General features: G+C 71.5%; 13 protein-coding genes. 5 read left to right on the plus strand and 8 right to left on the minus strand.

Annotated features, from left to right (window positions below):
* Positions 1-72: 72 nt before the first annotated feature.
* A complete protein-coding gene (locus PZE19_RS29240) occupies positions 73-954 on the minus strand; it encodes an alpha/beta fold hydrolase (RefSeq protein WP_277864140.1) in 882 nt (293 codons plus the stop codon).
* Positions 955-973: 19 nt separating this feature from the next.
* Positions 974-2,617, minus strand: a complete 1,644-nt coding sequence (locus PZE19_RS29245; RefSeq protein ID WP_277864141.1) for a hypothetical protein — start codon at positions 2,615-2,617, stop codon at positions 974-976.
* A 244-nt stretch (positions 2,618-2,861) separates the two neighbouring features.
* Between PZE19_RS29245 and PZE19_RS29250 the strand changes: the two genes are divergently transcribed.
* Positions 2,862-3,305 carry a hypothetical protein gene (locus PZE19_RS29250; RefSeq protein WP_277864142.1) on the plus strand — a complete coding sequence of 148 codons (444 nt, stop codon included), beginning with the start codon at positions 2,862-2,864 and terminating at the stop codon, positions 3,303-3,305.
* Between the two features lie 87 nt (positions 3,306-3,392).
* Here PZE19_RS29250 and PZE19_RS29255 read toward each other — a convergent pair whose 3' ends face one another.
* From PZE19_RS29255 to PZE19_RS32805, 3 genes are read right to left on the minus strand one after another with little or no spacing between them, the layout of a single operon-like run.
* Positions 3,393-3,830 (minus strand): hypothetical protein, encoded by a 438-nt coding sequence (locus PZE19_RS29255; protein WP_277864143.1) that lies wholly within the window; start codon positions 3,828-3,830, stop codon positions 3,393-3,395.
* Positions 3,831-3,844: 14 nt separating this feature from the next.
* Positions 3,845-4,531: a ribulose-phosphate 3-epimerase gene (gene rpe, locus PZE19_RS29260; protein WP_277864144.1), complete on the minus strand. Its 687-nt coding sequence runs from the start codon at positions 4,529-4,531 to the stop codon at positions 3,845-3,847.
* Positions 4,532-4,579: 48 nt separating this feature from the next.
* The gene (locus tag PZE19_RS32805; RefSeq protein WP_303652650.1) at positions 4,580-5,461 is read right to left on the minus strand and encodes a tetratricopeptide repeat protein; all 882 of its coding nucleotides are present in this window, start codon (positions 5,459-5,461) and stop codon (positions 4,580-4,582) included.
* A gap of 537 nt (positions 5,462-5,998) precedes the next feature.
* Between PZE19_RS32805 and PZE19_RS33395 the strand changes: the two genes are divergently transcribed.
* Entirely contained in the window at positions 5,999-6,817 is an 819-nt protein-coding gene (locus tag PZE19_RS33395; RefSeq protein ID WP_438269986.1) for a transposase, read from the plus strand.
* 381 nt (positions 6,818-7,198) lie between these two features.
* Here PZE19_RS33395 and PZE19_RS29280 read toward each other — a convergent pair whose 3' ends face one another.
* On the minus strand, positions 7,199-9,586 hold the full coding sequence (locus PZE19_RS29280; RefSeq protein WP_277864145.1) for a glycoside hydrolase family 127 protein: 2,388 nt from the start codon (positions 9,584-9,586) through the stop codon (positions 7,199-7,201).
* Between the two features lie 217 nt (positions 9,587-9,803).
* Here PZE19_RS29280 and PZE19_RS29285 point away from each other — a divergent pair, with 217 nt between their 5' ends.
* From PZE19_RS29285 to PZE19_RS29295, 3 genes are all read left to right on the plus strand, one after another.
* The gene (locus PZE19_RS29285; protein WP_277864146.1) at positions 9,804-10,808 is read left to right on the plus strand and encodes an alpha/beta hydrolase family protein; all 1,005 of its coding nucleotides are present in this window, start codon (positions 9,804-9,806) and stop codon (positions 10,806-10,808) included.
* A 173-nt stretch (positions 10,809-10,981) separates the two neighbouring features.
* On the plus strand, positions 10,982-12,487 hold the full coding sequence (locus PZE19_RS29290) for an efflux RND transporter periplasmic adaptor subunit (protein ID WP_277864147.1): 1,506 nt from the start codon (positions 10,982-10,984) through the stop codon (positions 12,485-12,487).
* Between the two features lie 156 nt (positions 12,488-12,643).
* Entirely contained in the window at positions 12,644-14,110 is a 1,467-nt protein-coding gene (locus PZE19_RS29295; protein WP_277864148.1) for an efflux RND transporter periplasmic adaptor subunit, read from the plus strand.
* A 12-nt stretch (positions 14,111-14,122) separates the two neighbouring features.
* Here the strand turns inward: PZE19_RS29295 and PZE19_RS29300 are convergent, their stop codons facing one another.
* Entirely contained in the window at positions 14,123-15,463 is a 1,341-nt protein-coding gene (locus PZE19_RS29300; RefSeq protein WP_277864149.1) for an alkaline phosphatase family protein, read from the minus strand.
* 220 nt (positions 15,464-15,683) lie between these two features.
* Positions 15,684-18,086 (minus strand): hypothetical protein, encoded by a 2,403-nt coding sequence (locus PZE19_RS29305; protein ID WP_277864150.1) that lies wholly within the window; start codon positions 18,084-18,086, stop codon positions 15,684-15,686.
* Positions 18,087-18,201 lie beyond the last annotated feature (115 nt).

Here is an 18,201-nt window from a genome sequence, read left to right on the forward strand (position 1 = left end):
CTATCCGCGCGGCGCACGCCCTGCCAGACGCGACAGCCGCTTCCCCCCGGCGACCCCGTGAGCGGACTCGGCTCACCGAGGCGTGACCTCGCCCCCGCGCAGGAACTCGACGAGCCGGCGGTTCACCCGGTCGGGCTCCTCGTGCTGGATCCAGTGGGTGGCCTCTTCGAAGAACTCCAGCTCGCCCCGGTCGCACAGGTCGAGGCTCGCCTCGGCGATTCCGCGCTCCAGGAATCGGTCGCCGGCGCCCCACAGGACGAGGGTCGGTACCGTCACGCGCCGGTCGGGGCCGAACGAGGGGCCGTATCGCAGCAGGGCCCGGTACCAGTGGATCATCGCCGTGATCGCGCCCGGCCGCGACCAGGCCGCGCGGTAGGCGTCGAGATCGGCTTCGCTGAACGTCCCCGGGCGGCTGGTGCTGAGCAGGCTCTCGGTCAGCATCCGCCAGTTCTTCCGGCGGCACAGGGCCTCAGGCAGCCAGGGAGTCTGGAAGAAGAAGACGTACCAGCTCTTCATCAGTTGCCGAGGCGAGCCGAGCAGGTAGCGCCGCGAGGCGGCCGGGTGCGGGGCGTTGAGGATGGCGAGCCGTTCCACCCGCTCGGGGTTTCGGGTCGCGACCCACCAGGCGACGATCCCGCCCCAGTCGTGGCCCACCAGCGCGGCGCGGGGGCGGCCCGTCGATTCGATCAGCCCAATCACATCGTCGGCGAGGGTGTCGAGCGCGTAGGCGGAGACCGGCCCCGGCTTGTCGCTCGCATCATACCCGCGCTGGTCGGGCGCCAGCACGCGGAGCCCGGCCTCGGCCAGCGGCCCGATCTGCCGCCGCCAGCACAGCCAGGTCTCGGGGAAGCCGTGCAGCAGGATCACCGGCGGCCCGTCCTCCGGCCCCGCCTCGACGACGTGGAGGCTCAGGCCGTTCGTCGAGGTCGCGACGTGCCGCAAGGGATCGCTCATGTCGTTTCCACGGGCCTCGTCACTTCGCGGGCTTCGACGTCCCGGTCAGCTTGTAGATCGCGCGCCACTTGGGGGTGTCGAGCTGGTCGACGTCCTCGCTCAGGCCCCAGCAGCCGTAGCGGCTGGCCGTGCTGATGTGGGCGAAGTACATGTAGAGGCCGCCTCCGCGGTCGAACCAGTTGTCGACGGCGTCGTGGAGCAGGAGCGGCTCCATCGCGGGGAGTCGGTTGGCGCGGATGCGGTTGGCGACGTTCGTGGGGTCGCCGCCGCCGACGTCGGGGCCGATCTCGTACTGGCAATGCTGCAGGCGGTACCGGTCGGCGATCTTGCGGATCTTCTCGCGGTTGGCGAGGTTCTCGTCGGAGTTGGCCCGCATGGCCGCGACGAGCTGCTCCGGGGTCGCGTCTTTCGCCGCTTTAGCGACGTTGTAGTACGACGCGTCGGCGAGGCCGAAGAAGTGGTCGCGGGGCTCGCCGTAGGTCGCCTTCACCCAGGCGAGGACGTCGGCGAAGTGGGGCTCCGCGGAGATCGCCCACGAGGCGTAGATCGGCCGGATGCGGTCGGCCTGATCCTGGCCGAAGACCTCGCGGAACGTCTTGCCGATCTCGACGAGCCGCTTGGCGTGCCGGCGGTGGGTCCAGATCTCCTCGTCCTTCGAGCCGTCGGCGTTCAGCGGCGAGCCGCCGCGCTTGGCCTCGTCGATCGCCGCGAGCTTGTTGTAGATGTACTGCGGGAAGCCGAAGTTCCAGACCTCGTTCGAGTGCTCGATGTAGAGCTTCAGCCCCGGCTTCAGCTCGGCCTTGAGGAACCGGGCCAGTTCGCGGACGTAGCCGTCGGTGGCGGCGACCGGGACGTTGATCCAGAGGTCCTTGCCGGTCTCGTTCGCCAGGGCCGCGACGTACTCCCAGGCGACGCCGTACTTGCCCTGGGGCGTCCCGGACTGGGTCGCGTAGTCGGCCGGCCGGCGGTCGGCCCATTCGAGGGCGTGGTGGCCGGTGTCGCCGTAGAAGCCGGGGTTGTGGTTGGTGTCGAGCCAGTCCATGTAGCGGAGCGCGGCGAACGGGCGGAGGCTGTTGAGGAACTCGTTCGTGAAGACCTGCTTGGTATCGGCCGGATAGCCGGGCCGGATGATGCGGAGGCCGGAGATCCCCGAGCCTTCGGAGGCCTTCGGGTCACGCCGGGTCTTGGTGAACGAGACGACCAGGATGCCGCACGCCTTGGGGACGACGATCCGGCCGGTGGTCGCGTTCGTCTTCGCGTCGTACCGCACGCCCTCGACCCTGCAGCCGGGCCCCTCGGCGATGGCGACCTCGGCCCGGCCCTGGAGCGTGAACGGATACGAGCCGCCCCAGTCGGGCTGGTAGGCGTCGGGGTCGTCGATCGGCGGGGCCCAGGCGAACGCCGGGCGGACGTCGAACAGGACGGTCCTGGCGTCGGTCGTCGGCCAGCCCTTGGCGTCGACGGGCGCGTCGCCCTCGCCCTGCGCCTTCATCCAACCCCGAAGCGTCTTCGCCAGGTCCACGAACGGCCGCGCTCGGCCGCCGTCGCCGAGGCCGTCCAGCTCCACGCCCACCTGCTTCGCATGCGGCGTCGGCTGCGCGATCGCGTCGCCCGCCCAGGCCGCCCCCAGGACCACCACCGCGACCCACCACGCGCCCTTCATGTCCGCCCTCCCGGCTTCGCATCCGAAATTCCGCGACGTCGCTCGTCGTTCATCGTCGATGCGCATGAGGGTAACCGCCCGCCGGGTCGGACGCCAGGGACCCCAGCCGTCGCCGGCTTCTTCAACCCCGCCCGGGGGATCGGGAAACGTCGCGTCCGTCGGGTCGTCGACATAATTGACGGAAAGCGCCGAACTTGTTTCGTACAATCTCGTCCGATCGCCACCCACCCTCCCGGAGCCTCTCATGTATCGCACGATCCGAACGGCCGGACTCCTCCTGATGGCCTTATCCACGCTCGCGCCCACAACCGACGCCGAGGAGAAGGCGGCGACGGTCGAAGGGGCCTGGAGGCAGGTCGAGCAGAAGAACGGCGGGGCCCCGTCCTACGAGAGACCTCCAAGCGGGACGGTGATGACCGACTACATCGTCGGCGGTCGGTTCGTCTGGATCATCGTCAGGGACGGGAAGGCCGTAAGCCTGGCCGGCGGTCGCTACAAGGTCGAGAAGGACAAGTTCACCGAGATCGTCGAATACGCGAACGGCGGGGAGGCGGTCGATTCGTTCGTGGGCAAGTCGTTCGAGTTCACCGTCAAGATCGAGGGCGACACGCTCACCAAGATCGGGACGATCCAGGTGAATGGCCAGGACTACGAGATCGACGAGAAATGGGAGCGGTGCAAACCCTGATGGACGGCCCGCCGAGGAGCCGCCTCGCAAATCCGGACGCGACCCTCCCGCCGGCGATCGGCGCGTCGCGCCGACGAAGGCCCGTCTTCAGGAGGGCCGTCCGTCGATCAGGGCGCGGTACTTGGGGTCCTCGTCCACGAAGACGGCCTCGTCCTCGATGAGGAAGGCGAGGCGGAGCTGCTCGGCGGCGCGGGGGAGGTCGTCGAGTTCGAAGAGGCACTGGCCGAGGCGGAGGTGGAGGAAGGCGTTGCCGGCGCCGCCGGGGAGGGTCAGGGCGCGGGCGAGGTCGACGCGGCCGGCGGCGTAGTGGCCCTGGAGGAACTTCGTGTAGCCGATGTTCCCCAGGATCCAGGCCGAGCCCTCCTGCTCCTCGGCCGGGTCGTCGAGCAGCTCCCAGGCGGCCTCGTAGGCCTCGAGGGCCTTGGCGAAGCTCCCCGCCTCGGCGAGGTCCACGCCCAGGTCGCACAGCTCCTCGATCTCGGCGTCGACGTCGCCGGGCTCGAACTCGGCCTCGAACTCGGTCATGAGGGCGTCCTCGCTCACAGGCCGACGGAGCGCGCCAGCCGCTTCAGCCCCGCGGTGGGGCCGTCGGCGGCGCCGTAGACGGACGAGCCGGCGACCAGCACCCGCGCGCCGGCCTCGACGAGCCTCGGCGCGGTCTCGGGGTCGACGCCGCCGTCGACCTCCAGCTCGCAGGCGGGCTGGGCCTCGTCGATCATATGTCGAATCGTCTGGATCTTCTTGAGCGTCCCGGGCAGGAACGCCTGGCCGCCGAAGCCGGGGTTGACGGTCATCGCCAGGACGAGGTCCAGGTCGGCGACGACCTCTTCGAGCATCACCGCGGGCGTCGCCGGGTTGATCGCGACCCCCGCCTTGAGGCCCAGCTCCTTGATGCGCTGGATCGTGCGGTTCAGGTGGATCGCGCCCTCGACGTGGACGATCAGGGTGTTGATCCCGGCCGCGGCGAAGGCGTCGAGGAATTCGTCGGGCGCGTGGATCATTAGGTGGGCTTCGAGGGGCAGCTTGGTGACGGGCCGCAGCCATCTCACCAGCACCGGGCCGAACGTGATGTTGGGCACGAACCGGCCGTCCATCACGTCGACGTGGATCCGGTCGGCGCCGGCCGCCTCGACCTCGCGCACCTGCTCCGCCAGCCGGGACAGGTCGGCCGAGAGGATCGACGGGGCGATCTTGATCCGGTTGTCGTCGTCGGGTCGGGGGATCATCGCGGGGTCTCCGTGCGATGCGATCGGGCCGGTTCGTGTCGTGTCGTGTCAGAGTGCGAACGAGAGCCGGCGGCGGTATTCGAAGGCCAGCTCGGAGTCGTCGGGGAGGAGCTGGAAGACGGCGACCATCAGCTTGCGGGCGGCCTCGCCGGTCCCCTTGCGGTCGCGTTCGACGAGGTCCAACGCGATCGCCAGCGCCTCGTCGTACCGGCCGGCGGAGGCGAGGGACTCGGCCAGGCGGAGCCGCAGCGTCTTGTCGGCCGGGTCGGCGTCGGCCCGGGCGCGGGCGGAGTCGACGTCGGAGGCGCCCTCGGACTGGGCCTTCAGGACCAGCTCGGCCTTGAGCTTCTCGGCCTCGGGCTCCATGAAGCCCCGCCGCTCCAGCTCCAGGACCGCGGCCTGCGCCTCCTCGATGCGGCCGGCCGCCAGGGCCAGGCGGCCCAGGCCGACGCGGGCCGGGCCCAGCTCGGGGTCGAGCGCCAGGGCCTCGGCGAAGCGGGCCCCGGCGGCCTCCGGGTCGGACGCCTCCAGCGCGCGGGCCTCGGCGACGAGGGTCTCGGCCTGCGAGGGGAGCAGGCGGTCGATCCACTGGCGGAGGAACGCCTCCGACTGGACGCCGGCGAAGCTGTCGAGGATCTGGCCGTCGCGGACGCCGAAGACGCTGGGGATCGACCGCACGCGCAGGTTCGCGGCGATCTCGGGCGAGCGGTCGGAGTCGACCTTCGCTAGCACGAACCGGCCGTCGTACTCCCGCGCCAGCTTCTCCAGCACCGGGCCCAGCAACTTGCAGGGGCCGCACCACGTCGCCCAGACGTCGACCACGACCGGCACCGACTTCGAACGCTCGACGACGTCGGCCGCGAACGTCGCCGTCGTCGCGTCGAGGATGTACGGGGAGGGGTCGGCGGTCGGGGCGGAGGTGTCGTTCATGGTCGCAATGCGCCGGCTGGGGTCGACGGGGATGGACCGTCCACGCGGGAAGACGGGCGGGCCCTCGCCCGCGAGTTCCATCATACGGCCCACGCCCCGCGCGGGGAACCGCCCAAGCCATCGACGGTCGTGCGACGAAGGCCTTCGGAGGGCGGTCGTGAACCACAAGATCCCCCCCTCGCGGGGGAAGGTGGCCGGAACGGCCGGATGAGGGGGGGACGAGCACGCAAGCCGTCGGCCCATCGTGTCTCGGAATCGCGAATCCCGACGGGGCCTCGCTCGACCTCCCCCTTGTATGTTGAAAGGCGCCTTGAGATGGCTTCACATTGCAAGGGGACGCGAGGCGGCAGACCGACACCCCCTGGGCCCTCGGAGGCCGTGGATGAGCACGGGGCGCCGCCCCGCACTTCAACGCCGCGTCGCCGAGCCCGGACGGTCGAGCGGCCTTCGAGGCCGCATGGCAGGGAGGGGCCGCGCGACGCACCCGAGCCGAGGCCCACGCCCGGGCCGAGGGCCCGGGCCCGAGAGGATCGCACGATGGAGGCTCCCATCCCGGAGACGTTCGTCGGTGTCGACGTGTCCAAGGCCGAGCCGGCCGTCGCCGTCGGCGACGACGGCCCGGCGTTCACCCTGCCCAACACGCCCGAGGGCCACGCCGGGCTGGCCGCCCGGCTCTCGCCCCTGCGGCCCCGGCCGCGGCCCGGCGCCGCCGCCCGCGAGCTGGAGGCGCTGCTGGCCCGCCGCCAGCTGGCCGGCATGCGGACGATGGAGGCCGACCGGCCGGCCGCGACGCCGTCGCGGCGGGTGGCCCGCGACCTGGAGGCGCACGTCCGCCGGCTCGAGTCGCACCTCGAGGGCGTCGACCGCGAGCTGGACGAGAAGATCCGATCGAGCCCGGCCTGGCGCGAGAAGGACGACCTGCTGCGCGAGGCGCCGGGGATCGGCCCGGTCCTGAGCCGGACGCTCCTGGCCGCCCTGCCCGAACTGGGCCGGCTGACCGGCGGCCGGATCGCGGCCCTGGTCGGCGCGGCGCCGATGGCCGCCGAGAGCGGCGCGTGGCGGGGCCGCCGGCGGATCCAGGGGGCCGCAAGCCGGTCCGCGACGCCCTGTACATGGCCGCCCTCTCGGCCCGCCGCTTCAACGCCCCGCTGCGGGCGTTCGGCACGGCGCAGGCCCGATAGACGGCCGAGACGCACAGGACGGTCATCCGGTCGCCCGGCGAGGTCGCGTCGACCGCCAGGGCCAGGGGCCCGTCCCCCCCAGCCGGAGAGGGCCCACTCCAGCAGCGGGCCGAAGCAGGCCTCCGGGTCGAGATCGCGGCGGGACCGCCCGCGCTTCGAGGCGGCCGGGCGGTAGAACTCGCGGAGCCGCTGGCGGACCGTGCCGGCCCCGACGCCCAGCAGGGCCGCCAGGTGGATCGACACGCGGTCCAGGCCGCCGGAGCGGGCCAGGACCATGCCGAAGCTGTACCAGGCCAGGACACGGGCCTGGCAGGTCGAGAGCCCGGGGAACCGGCTCGCGACGCGGTCGGCCCACTGGCAGAGTGGCTCGGGGCGGGGCAGGGATCCTCCCGGTCGATGGGCGGACAGCCGTGGTAAGCCGTCCGCTGTAAACCGGGCCCGTGCCCCGTCTCATACCCCTCTGCCATAAGTCGAGCAAAATACCTCCCCCTGCAAGCCCGCGAGGGGGGAAGGCCGTCGGGGGAGGCCCCGGCCGTCGACCTTCAGGAAGCGTCGCTCAGTCGTCGGCCTCTTCCACCTTCCACTCGTGGACGCCGGCGGCCCAGCCGGGCTGGAGCTGGACGACGAGGCGGAGGGCGTCGGTGGCGACGGGGGCGAAGTCGACGGCGTTCCAGGCGTCCTTGGCGACGCCGTAGGGGGCCGTCGCGGCGACGGGCTTCCAGGCGTCGCCGTCGCGGTACTCGATGCGCCACGAGGCGGGGATGCGGCACTCGCCGCGGCCCGCGTCGTCGAACCAGTAGGCCTTCGCGCCCCGGATCGTCCGGGCCGCGGGCCAGGTGTATTGCACCCATTCCTCGGTCCCCTTGCGGGGCCACCAGTGGCAGTTGGCGACGGGCTGGTCGCCGCTGCTCGCGGGCTCGACGCCGTCGCGGACGGCCTCGGGCTGGCAGTTGGAGTTGACGTGCGACATCGACACCCGCGCCCCCTTCTCGCCGGGGCCGGCGAGCGTCGCCTGGGGCTCGACGGGCAGCCAGACCTTCATCGGGCCGGGCTTGCGGTTGTCCCACGCGTAGTACGGGACGGCCCGGATCGGGGCTGGCTCGCCGGCGGGGGCGGCCTGGTAGAGCGTGCGGTCCCAGGGCAGGTCGGGGCTGGTCCGGGCCGTCCCCTCCAGCACGACCACGCCGCCGAGCAAGTCGGGCGCCTTCTCCGCCACCACCGCGGCGTCGCGCGGCAGGTAGAGCGACGCCAGGTCGGCCTCGTTGTCGACGGCCTCCACGCAGTAGACGATCGGCCCGCGCTGGAGGGCCAGCCGGCCGGCGTCGGCCTCGACGTTCGGGTTGGCGGCGACGCGCCGCACGGGCATCGGCAGGTCGAGCGTCGCGACGTCGCCCGGCTTCCACGTCCGGGCCACCACGAGGTAGCCGCGCTCGACCGGCGGCGACGAGACCGGCTCGCCGTCGACGGCGACCGTGGCGCCCTGGCACCAGCCGGGCACGCGGAGCCGCAGCGCGAAGGTCGTCGGCCCGTCGACCTTGGGCTTGAGCGTCACCTTGCCGTCCCAGGGGTAGTCGGTCTCGACGTCCACGACGGCGGCATGGCCGTTGAACGAGGCCTTGACCGACCCCTGGATGTACAGGTTGACCCAGAGCGCCTCGGCGTCGACGGCGTAGGCGTAGCCGCCCAGCGCGGCCAGGGTGCGGGTGACGTTGGGCGGGCAGCAGGCGCAGCTGAACCAGTCGGCGCGGTGGTGGCCGCCGTCGCTCTCCAGCGGGTTGACGTAGAAGAACCGCCTGCCGTCGAGCGCGACGCCCGCCAGCACGCCGTTGTACAGCGAGCGCTCGACGACGTCGGCGTAGCGCGCGTCGCCGTAGAGCAGGGCGAGGCGGTGGTTCCACTGGGCCAGCGCGATCGAGGCGCAGGTCTCCTGGTAGGCCGTGCGGTTGGGCAGGTCGTAGTCGTGCGTGAAGCCCTCGTTGGCGGCGCTCGGGCCGATGCCGCCGGTGATGTACATGTTCTTCTCGGTCGTGTTCCGCCAGACCCGGCGGATCATCTTCAGGAGCGCGGGGTCGCCGGTCCGGGCGGCGACGTCGGTGGCCCCGCTGAGCAGGTACGCGGCGCGGACGGCGTGGCCCTTGATGTTCTTGTGGTCGCAGATCGGCACGTCGTCCTGCCAGTACGCGCCGTCGTAGCGGGCCGGATCCTCGTGATGCTCCTCGGCGAAGAACTTGCGGCCCCGGCTCTCGATGAAGAAGCGGGCGAGCTGGAAGTAGCGGTCGTCGCCGGTCGCCTTCGCGAGCTTGACGAGCGCCAGCTCGACCTCGGGGTGCCCGCAGTAGCCCATCCGCTTGCCGGGCCCGAAGGTGGCGTCGATGTGGTCGGCCAGCTTGACGGCGACGTCCAGGAAGTTCCGCTTGCCGGTCGCCTGGAAGTGGGCGACGGCCGCCTCGAACATGTGCCCGGCGCAGTAGAGTTCGTGCTGGTCGCGGAGGTTGGTCCAGCGGCGCTCGGGCGCGTTGACGGTGAACCAGGTGTCGAGATAGCCGTCGGACTGCTGCGCGGCGGCGATCCTGGCGACGACGTCGTCGACCTGGGCGTCGAGGTCCGGGTCGGGGTGGGTGGCCAGCGAGTACGAGGCGGCTTCGAGGGCCTTGTACAGGTCGGAATCCATGAAGACGGGGCCGTGGTAGCCCTCGCGGGCCTTCTTCGCGGCCAGGTCCAGGTTGGCGATGTTGCCGTACTCCGCGAGCTTCGCCAGGCTGAGCGGGATCGAGGCCGTGCGGTTCGTCTCGCGCCGGGGGGCCCAGAAGGCGTCGGCGATCGCGACGTCGGTGAACGGCACCCCCTTCAGCTTCGCGAGGGGCTCGTCGGCCCCCCGGGCCGGCGCGGCGACGGCCCCCAGGCCGATCAACGCGCAGCAGGCCAGCGACCGTAGACTCGTCATGAGGTTGTTCCTTGAAGAGGAATGGGCGAGGGGCCGTCGGGGGCGATCGACGCGCCGGCGCGGCCATCTTACGACGATAGCCCTCCCCGCGCGGGGACGACACCCCCGACCCGATCCGACGCAGGTCCTTGCGGGCGTGGATGCCGCACGGCGATAATCCCGGGCGTCGCGTCGCAAGGCCGGGGGTCGGTCGACGTCGCGCGGGGGAGGACCGACGATGCGTCATCGGATCGCGGGTGCCTGGGTCGTCGCGGGGATGGTGGTCGCGGCCTGGTCGGTCGACGTCGCGCGCGGACAATCGGCGGCGGCGACGCCGCTGGTGGAGGCGCGCAAGGGGTTCAAGCCGAAGCTCGTCGCGCGGGGCGTGGACCGCGACCCCGTGCCCGACCCGCCGTCGGGGACGTTCCTCAAGGTGACGTATCCGGCCAAAGCCGGGGCCCTGTCGGCCTACCTGACCCCGGACCCGAAGGACGGCGCGAAGCACCCGGCGATCGTCTGGATCACCGGCGGCGATTGCAATTCGGTGGGCGACGTCTGGTCGTCGGCCGATTCGGCGAACGACCAGACGGCCGCCGCGTATCGCCAGGCCGGGATCGTCATGATGTTCCCCGCGCTCCGGGGCGGGAACGACGGGCCGGGGACGAAGGAGGGCTTCCTCGGCGAGGTCGACGACGTGCTCGCCGCGACCGACCTCCTGGCCAAACAGCCCTACGTCGACCCGTCGCGGATCTACCTCGGCGGCCACAGCACGGGCGGCACGCTCGTCATGCTGGTCGCCGCCTCGACCGACCGCTACCGCGGCGTCTTCTCGTTCGGCCCGGTGGACGACGTCGCCGGCTACCCGCCCGTCTTCCTCCCGTTCGACGTCGCCAACCCCCGCGAGATCCAGCTGCGCTCTCCCATCAACTGGCTGGACTCGATCCGGAGCCGGACGTTCGTCTTCGAGGGCAAGGATGGCAATATGCCCTCCCTCCAGGCGATGCAGGCCGCGTCGAAGAACCCCCTCGTCAGCTTCCACCCCGCGGCGAGCGGCGACCACTTCTCCATCCTCGCGCCGATCAACGCGAAGCTCGCGCAGAAGATCCTCGCCGATACCGGCCCGAACACCAACATCGCGATCGCCGCCGCCGACCTCGAAGTCCGCGCCCCGGCGCCGCCCCCCGCCCGCGTGCGCCGACCCGCCTCGCCCCTGCGCCGTCGGGGCCCCGGCACGCGGCGGTGACGCCCGGCCGGCCGCCGGGGCCCCGGAGAAACCCCGCACGAATCCCGGATTCCTGGAACCATCGCCCGCCGCGGTTGTTCTAATTGGATGCGGAAGCGTCGGGTCGGCGTGATCCAGATATCTCGTATCGATCGAGACGCCGCCGCCCGCTCGCTCCGGGAGCCCTCCGCGCCATGACCTGGAAAGCCGTCGCACTCGCAACGACCCTCGCCGCGTCGACGTCCGGGGTCGTCGCGACGCTCGCCCGCGTCGTGGAAGAGCCTCCCGTCCAGGCCGCAGCCCCGAAGGACGCCGCGGACGTCCGCACGGCGGAGGCCCGGCCCGCTACGATCCGGTCGAAAGTCGGGGTTAAGGGCCTCGTCGCGCCGACGAGGAGGTTTCCGCTCACATGCTCGGGCTCCGGACTGGAACGGATCGTCTCCATCCTTCCTTCAGGGACGAAGGTCCGGAAGGGGGACGTCGTCGTCGAACTCGACTCGAAGGACTTACAGGAAAAGCTGATCGAGCGGAAGATCGCGACGCAGAAGGCCGAGGCCGCCTATGAGGAAGCCAAGCTGGCCCGCGAGATCGCCGAGATCGGCGTCAAGGAATACGAGGACGGCATCTACCCGCAAGACCGGGCGGCCGCCCAGGGGGAGATCAAGCTGGCCGAGGCCGACCTCGCCCGATCCCGGCGGGAGGCGGAGCGGCTGAAGGCCCTGCGCGAGGAGTCGGCTCGCTTGCTGGAGAAGCAAGGGGGGGCGAAAACGCCCATCGATGTCCAGGCCGACGAGCAGGCGGCCAATCGCCTGACTGCCGCCGACCTCACGTCCCTGAAAGCGGGCCTCGCCCTGGAGCAGGCGCAGGCGAAGCTCGAAGTCCTGGAGAAATTCACGCGAGGCGTCAAGATCAAGGAGTGCCGGTCTCGGTTCGAAAAGGCCTTCGTCGAGGAGAAGGTGAAGGAGCAGGAACTGGCGATCGAGCGGGAGCACGAAGAGTCCGTCGAGCGAGAGCGGGGCGCCTACAAGCTGCGTTCCCCCGTCGACGGGGTCGTCGCCGAGGCGAAGCCATCGACGGCCGGTCGCCTGCGTGCGGGGACCGAGGTCTGGCGGGGCTGCACGCTCGCCTACGTCCAGGGGCCCGACGGCCGTCTGGCGCCGCAGGCCAGGGTCCCCGAATCCCGAATCGGGGTGATTCGGAAGGGGCAGCCGGCCCAGGTGACCCTGGTCGACGGCCTGGTGAGCGACGCCCCGCTGGCCGGGACGGTCGAGTCGATCGCCGCGTCGCCCGACCCGTTGAATCGGCTGGAGGGGGAAGACGAGGCCCTCGTCAGCGTCTGGATCAAGCTCACCGAGCCCCCCGCGGCCCGGCTGATGGCGGGGCAGAAGGCAGACGTCGTCATCACCGTGGACGCCCCGAAAGACGCGCTCGGCGTGCCGGCGGGGGCCCTGGTCTGGTACGACGGCGCGCACCACGTCGGCATCCCGGGGGCCGACGGCGCGATCGCGTGGCGCGAGGTGGTCGTCGGCCTCTCCAACGGCGAGACGACCGAGATCCGCTCGGGCCTCAAGCCGGGCGAGGCCGTGGTCGTCGAGCCCGGCCGGCACCTCTCCGACGACCAGCGCCGGCGGATCTCGATCGCCCCGCCCCCGGCCGAACGGGCCCTGCCGGCCTTTCCGCCGGGCGACGGCCCTGGATGAGCGGGCGGGCCTGATGGAACCCAGGTCGGAATTCCGGATTCCTGGATGCGGCGGCCGAGGCGGGTGTTCTACTGGATTCGGCGGCGTCGAATCGGCGCGATCGAGATGTCTTGCTTCGGGCGTCGTCTTTCGCTCGTTCCGGGAGCCCTCCGAGCCATGATCAGCAAAGCCCTCGCCGTCCTGTCGACCCTGGCCGCGACGGCGTCGGCCGTCGTGGCGACGTCCGCCTTCAACGTCGTCGAGGAGCCTCCCGCCCGGGCCGCGGCGGCGATCGCGACCGTCGAGGCCCGGCCCGTCCCGATCCGGGTGGAGGTCCGGGCGAAGGCCAGGCTCACGGCGTCGGGGAGGACGGCCCTGTACTCTCCGGTGGAGGGACGCGTCCGGATCGTCTCCATCCTCCCCTCCGGGACGAAGGTCAAGACAGGAGACATCGTCGTCGAGCTGGACGCGGCGGACCTCCGGGAGTCGCTCTTCAAACAGACGATCGCGAGCCAGGCGGTCGAGCTTACGTATGAGCAGGCCAAGCTGGCCCGCAATCTCGCCGAGATCGACGTCCAGATGTACGAGCAGACGGTCTATGCCCAAGAGAAGGCGGGGGCCCTTCAGAAGGTGCAGCTCGCCGAGGCCGATCTGGCCCGATCCGAGAAACAGGCGGAGCGGATGAAGCGGTTCCACGAGCTGTCGGCCCAGTTGCTGGAGAAGCGAGGGGAGGCCAAAACGCCTCTCGACGTGCTGGCCGACCAGGAGCTGGGCGATCGCCTGACTTACTCCGATCTGAACCTGAAGAAGGACCGGTTCGCCCTGGAACTGGCCCGGTCCGAGCTCGAACTCCTGGAGAAATTCACCCATCCCAAGGTGACGAAGGAACACCAATTCCGCGTCGAGAAGGCCCGTTCGGATGAGGAGGCGGGCAAGAGGAAACTAAGTTGGGAGAAGGAAAAGGCGACGAGGCTTGAGCGACAGATCGCCCAATGCTCGATCCGCTCGCCCATCAACGGGGTCGTCGTCGAGGCGCAGACGAGGGGCGGCGGTCGCTTGAAGGCGGGGAGCCAGGTCCTGGAGGCGCAGATGCTCGCCCTCGTCCAGGCTCCCAACGGCCGGCTGATGGCGGAGGCGATGGTCCCGGAGTCGCGGATCGACCTTCTCGAACGCGGTCAGCCCGCGAAAGTCGTCGTCCCCGGAGGATCGACGCTGGACGGTACCATCGAGTCGATCGCCTCGTGGCCCGATCGGTCGAGCCAGGACGGGCCGGGTGAGACGCTCTTCGCCGTTCAGATCACGTTGCCGGACCCGCCCCCGTCGGTCCGGCTCCGGTCGGGGCAGGGGGTGGAGGCCGTCTTCGCGGTCGACGCCCCGGAAAGGGCGCTCGGCGTGCCGACGAAGGCCCTGCTCTGGTACGACGGCGCGTTCCACGTCGGCGTTCGAGGGGCCGCCGGCGACGTCGAATGGCGCGAGGTCGTCCCCGGCCTCTCGAACGCCGAGACGACCGAGGTCCGCTCGGGCCTGACATCGGGCGAGGCCGTCGTCGTCGGCCCCGACCCGCACCTCTCCGACGACCAGCGCCGGCGGATCTCGATCGCCCCGCCTCCGGCCGACTTGGCGTTGTCGGCCGAGGGCTCTTGATGGGCTTCGGCGTCACCTCGGCTCGACGAGGAACTCGGTCAGCACGCGGCCGGTCGGGTTCTCCAGGGGGACGCCCAGAAGTCGCGCGATGGTGGGGGCGACGTCGACGTTCTCGATGGAGGGGAGCTTCGCGCCTGGCTTGACGCCCGAGCCCGAGGCGACGAACAGGGCGTTCATCTTGGGCTCGGTCGCGAGGAAGCCGTGGCTCCCCTTCTGGGAGTGCTCCTGGACGAGCGAATCGCCGGCCACGCCGCCGGCGACGCCGTAGCCGTCTTGGGCGGCGACGATCATGTCGGCCATGCCGGGGTGGTCTTCCGGCCTGGGCAGGCCGTAGCGCGAGAAGTCGGCGGGGTCGAGCACCGCCGCGACGCCCTCGGCGCCTTCAAACAGGCGATGCACCGTCTTGCGGTCCTCGTCCTTCGTGGCCGGGTGGGTCAGGTAGACCATGCCGATGCCCCCCTCGGGGACGACGTACACTCGCGCGGCGGTCACCTTGTCGTCCTTCTCGGTCAGAAGGCCCTCCTTGCGGAGGATCGCGTTGGGACGCAGGGTTTTGGAATGGGCGATGAACCCGTGGTCGGCCACGACGAACACCGTGGTCTTCTCGCGGAGCCCGGCGTCGTCGACGGCCTGGACCACCTTGCCGACGAGGGCGTCGAGCTTGCCCGCCACGATGCGGCCCTGGGGCGTGTTGGGCCCGTGCTGGTGGTGGGTCGAGTCGAGTTCGAGGAGGTGGAGGGTCAGCAGGTTCGGCTTGCGCTCGCGGAAGACCCGGGCGGCGACCTCGGCCCAGATCTCGTCGCGGCCCGCGCCGCCGCCTCGCTCGAACGCCTCGACCTGGCCCGCTTTCTCGATCTCGGCCCTGAGGCGTGGCGTGGCGTGGGCGAGCGACCGGGGGACGTCGGGCCAGTTGTCGTCGATGCTCGCGGACCCGGCGGTGCAGGGCCAGTTGATCGCGGCCGAGGTCAGGCCCTTCGCCTTGATCAGGTCGAACAGCAGCGGGATGCGGACCAGCTCGTCCTGCGTCCGCTCGGCCGCGACGACGGTGGGGGCGCCCGCCTCGCGCCTCGGCAGGCCGTTGAACAGGACGCCGTGCTTCTCGGGGCGGACGCCCGTCATCAGCGTCGTGTGGTTCGGCCAGGTGACCGACGGGTTGGCGACGTGCATGCCCTCGGCCGTCGAGGCCCCGGCGTCGCGGAGGCCGCGGATCACCGGCAGCGAGACCTCGGGGTCGTCGAGGTACCAGGCCGGGAATCCGTCGAGCGAGATCACCACGACGTGCCGGTCCGTCCCGGCCGACGCCCGGCCGGTCGTCGCCAGCGCCAGCATCGCGAGGCCCAAAAATCGCAGCATGAGACCTGAAACTCCATCGATACGTGGGTGCGTCGGCCCGTCCCGGCGCGACGCCGGGCGGGCCTCGCAAGCGTACCGACCTCGGGCCGCCCGAGGAAGGCCCGGGGAGGCCCCGCGGGCGAGTCACCCGAAAACTTCATGCGGCGACGGGCCGACGCCGGCGACGTCGTGCTCGATGAGCCTTCAAGCCGTCTCGCGGCCGCCGAGGTCGACGTTCCGTTTACGAGCGGCCGGACGACGAGAGCACTGCGAGCCCCTGGGGGTCTGTCGCGTTCAGCCGCTGGAATCCGCCGACGGACGCCCAGCGCCAGACGCCGTACGGGCCGAAGTCGACGTAGAGCCAGCCGTCGGACGCGGCGGCGAGCCCCTCGGCGTCGGCCGGGTTCAAGAGCTGAAATCCGCCCTGCGACCAGGACCAAAGGCCGCCGGGCCCGTAGTCGATGAAGAGCGTCCCGCCGGGCCCGGCCGCGAGGCCCTGGGGGTCGGCGGCGTGCACCTGGAAGAAGCCTCCGGCGTCGGTCCAGAGCCAGAGGCCGTACGCGCCGTAGTCGACGTAGAGCGTCCCGGCGGGGCCGGCGGCGAGGCCCTGGGGGTCGGCGGTGTTCAGTTGCCGGAAACCGGCCGAGGCGGTCCAACGCCAGAGTCCGTACGCGCCGTAGTCGACGTACAGGTCGCCCGACGGGCCCGGCGCGAGTCCCTGGGGGTCGGCCGCGCTCAACTCCCGGAAACCGGCGGCGGCGGTCCAGCGCCAGAGGCCGTACGCGCCGTAGTCGACGAATAGCGAGCCGTCGCCGCCGGTCGCCAGCCGCTCCGGGTCGGCCGGGCCCAGCGCCTGGAAGCCGCCGGCCTCGGACCAGCGCCAGAGGCCGTACGCGCCGTAGTCGACGTAAAGCCAGCCGTCGGCGGCGACGGCGAACCCCTGCGGGTCGGCCGTGTTGAGCTGTCTCCAGCCGCCGGCCTCGGACCAGCGCCAGAGGCCGAACGCGCCGTAGTCGACGTACAGAGGGTTCAGGTTCGGCGGCGGCGTGGGGATCGTCTGGGTGATCGTCAGGGCGTAGTCCTGGCCCTGGCTGCGGGAGCCGGCGATCGTGTACTCGCCGTCAGCGTGGATGACCTGGAATCCGGGGTCGGTGATCGACTCGTGGAGGGCGACGACGGCCGGGCCCACGGCGCGGGCCAGGCGGATGTAGTACGGGCCCGTCGCCTGGGCGATGAACGTCGTCGTGCCATACGACGAGGCTCCGCTCATGGCCGCGACCTTGCGTCCCGAGGCGTCGTAGATCGTGGCGATGGTCGCGCCGGGGAGGCCGCCGCCGGCGGGGAGGGCCGTCGTGATCGCGTAGGTGGCCCCGGCGAAGGCGTCGATCCGGTAGACGTCGGCCGGGACGCCGGCGAGCGTCGTCGTGCGCGAGTAGGTCCCGCCGGCGAAGGCGACGGCCTGCGCGGCCGCGGCGATGTCGTGCGGCTCGTCGCCGGCGCGGCCCGTCAGGGTGGCTTCGAGATGGAACGACGTCGAGGCCGCGATCGCCGACGTGGGCGTCGTGAACGTGTAGCCGCTCTGCCCGGCCGTGCTCGCGCCGATCCAGTACCGTCCGCCGGTCGTGAACGTGTAGGTGAGGTCTTCCTTGCCGGGCGCGGCCGAGGTGTTGTTGTTCTGGAGGACCACGCCGCCGGAGTCGTTGAAGATCTTGAGGTAGCTGTCCACGCCCTGCTCGCCGGCCGTCGAGCCGTCGAAGGTGCGGAGGTGCAGCGTGTCGCCGGCCAGGACGTCGAGCCGCATCAGGTAGACGCCCCGCGACGGGATCACCTCGACCTGCGCCGAGCCGTCGCCCTGGCCGCCGGTGAACAGGTCGAGGTCGCGGTCGAAGCGGGGGGTCGCCGTCGCCACGGTCCAGCCGAAGTCCTCCAGGAAGCCCCATTCCAGGGCCGTCAGGTCGTTCCGCTCGCCCTGGTTCGTGACCGGGTTCATGATCGAGGGGACCTGGGCGGCGACGTGCGACCCGACCATCGGCACGGCCGCGCCGCCGTGCGCCGCCTCGGCGTCGGGCCCGGTGAAGGCGCCGCCCTGGAGGAAGCGGGCGAACGTCGGCTGGCTCGACAGGAACCCCAGCGCGTGCAGGAACTCGTGGCGCGCCACCGTGACGAAGTCGACCTCGTCGTTGGTCAGGCCCGACGTCGTGGGGCCGAAGAACCAGCTCGTGCCGCCGTCGAACTTCAGGTAAGCGATGTCGGGCGCGTAGTCGTTCGCCCCCTGGCCCCGCATCCCATTGTTCGTGCCGCTCGTGAAATAACTGCCCCCCTGGGCCACGCTGCCGTCGGTCAGGGTGTCGCCGTAGGCGTAGACCTTGACGACGTCGGCCGGGACGCTCGTCGTGACGACCCGGCTCCCGCCGGCCGTCGCCAGCGGATACGCGGCCGAGGGGACCGCCGCCAGCGAGTCGCCCAGCCGCGCGGCGATCGCGCCCAGGGTGGATTCCAGGAGGGCCCGGCGATCGGCGGTGAAGAACCCCGAGGAGTCGAGCGAGTAGTCGAACGCCAGCGACACCGCCATGAGCCGGCGGTCTTCCAACTCCTCGCACCCCGGCGCGCGGCCGCGCCGCCGGATCCGTCCCCTCGTCGTCATGGCGTCCCCCCGCGAGCCCGGCGTGCGCAGCCTTCCCGCTCCCACGAGCGCTACCAGGAATCCTAGCTCATCGTTCCCCGACCGTCCCAGCTCGGTCCGCGGATTTCCGGCGGCC

It is taken from the genome of Paludisphaera mucosa (assembly GCF_029589435.1).
Taxonomy (GTDB): domain Bacteria; phylum Planctomycetota; class Planctomycetia; order Isosphaerales; family Isosphaeraceae; genus Paludisphaera; species Paludisphaera mucosa.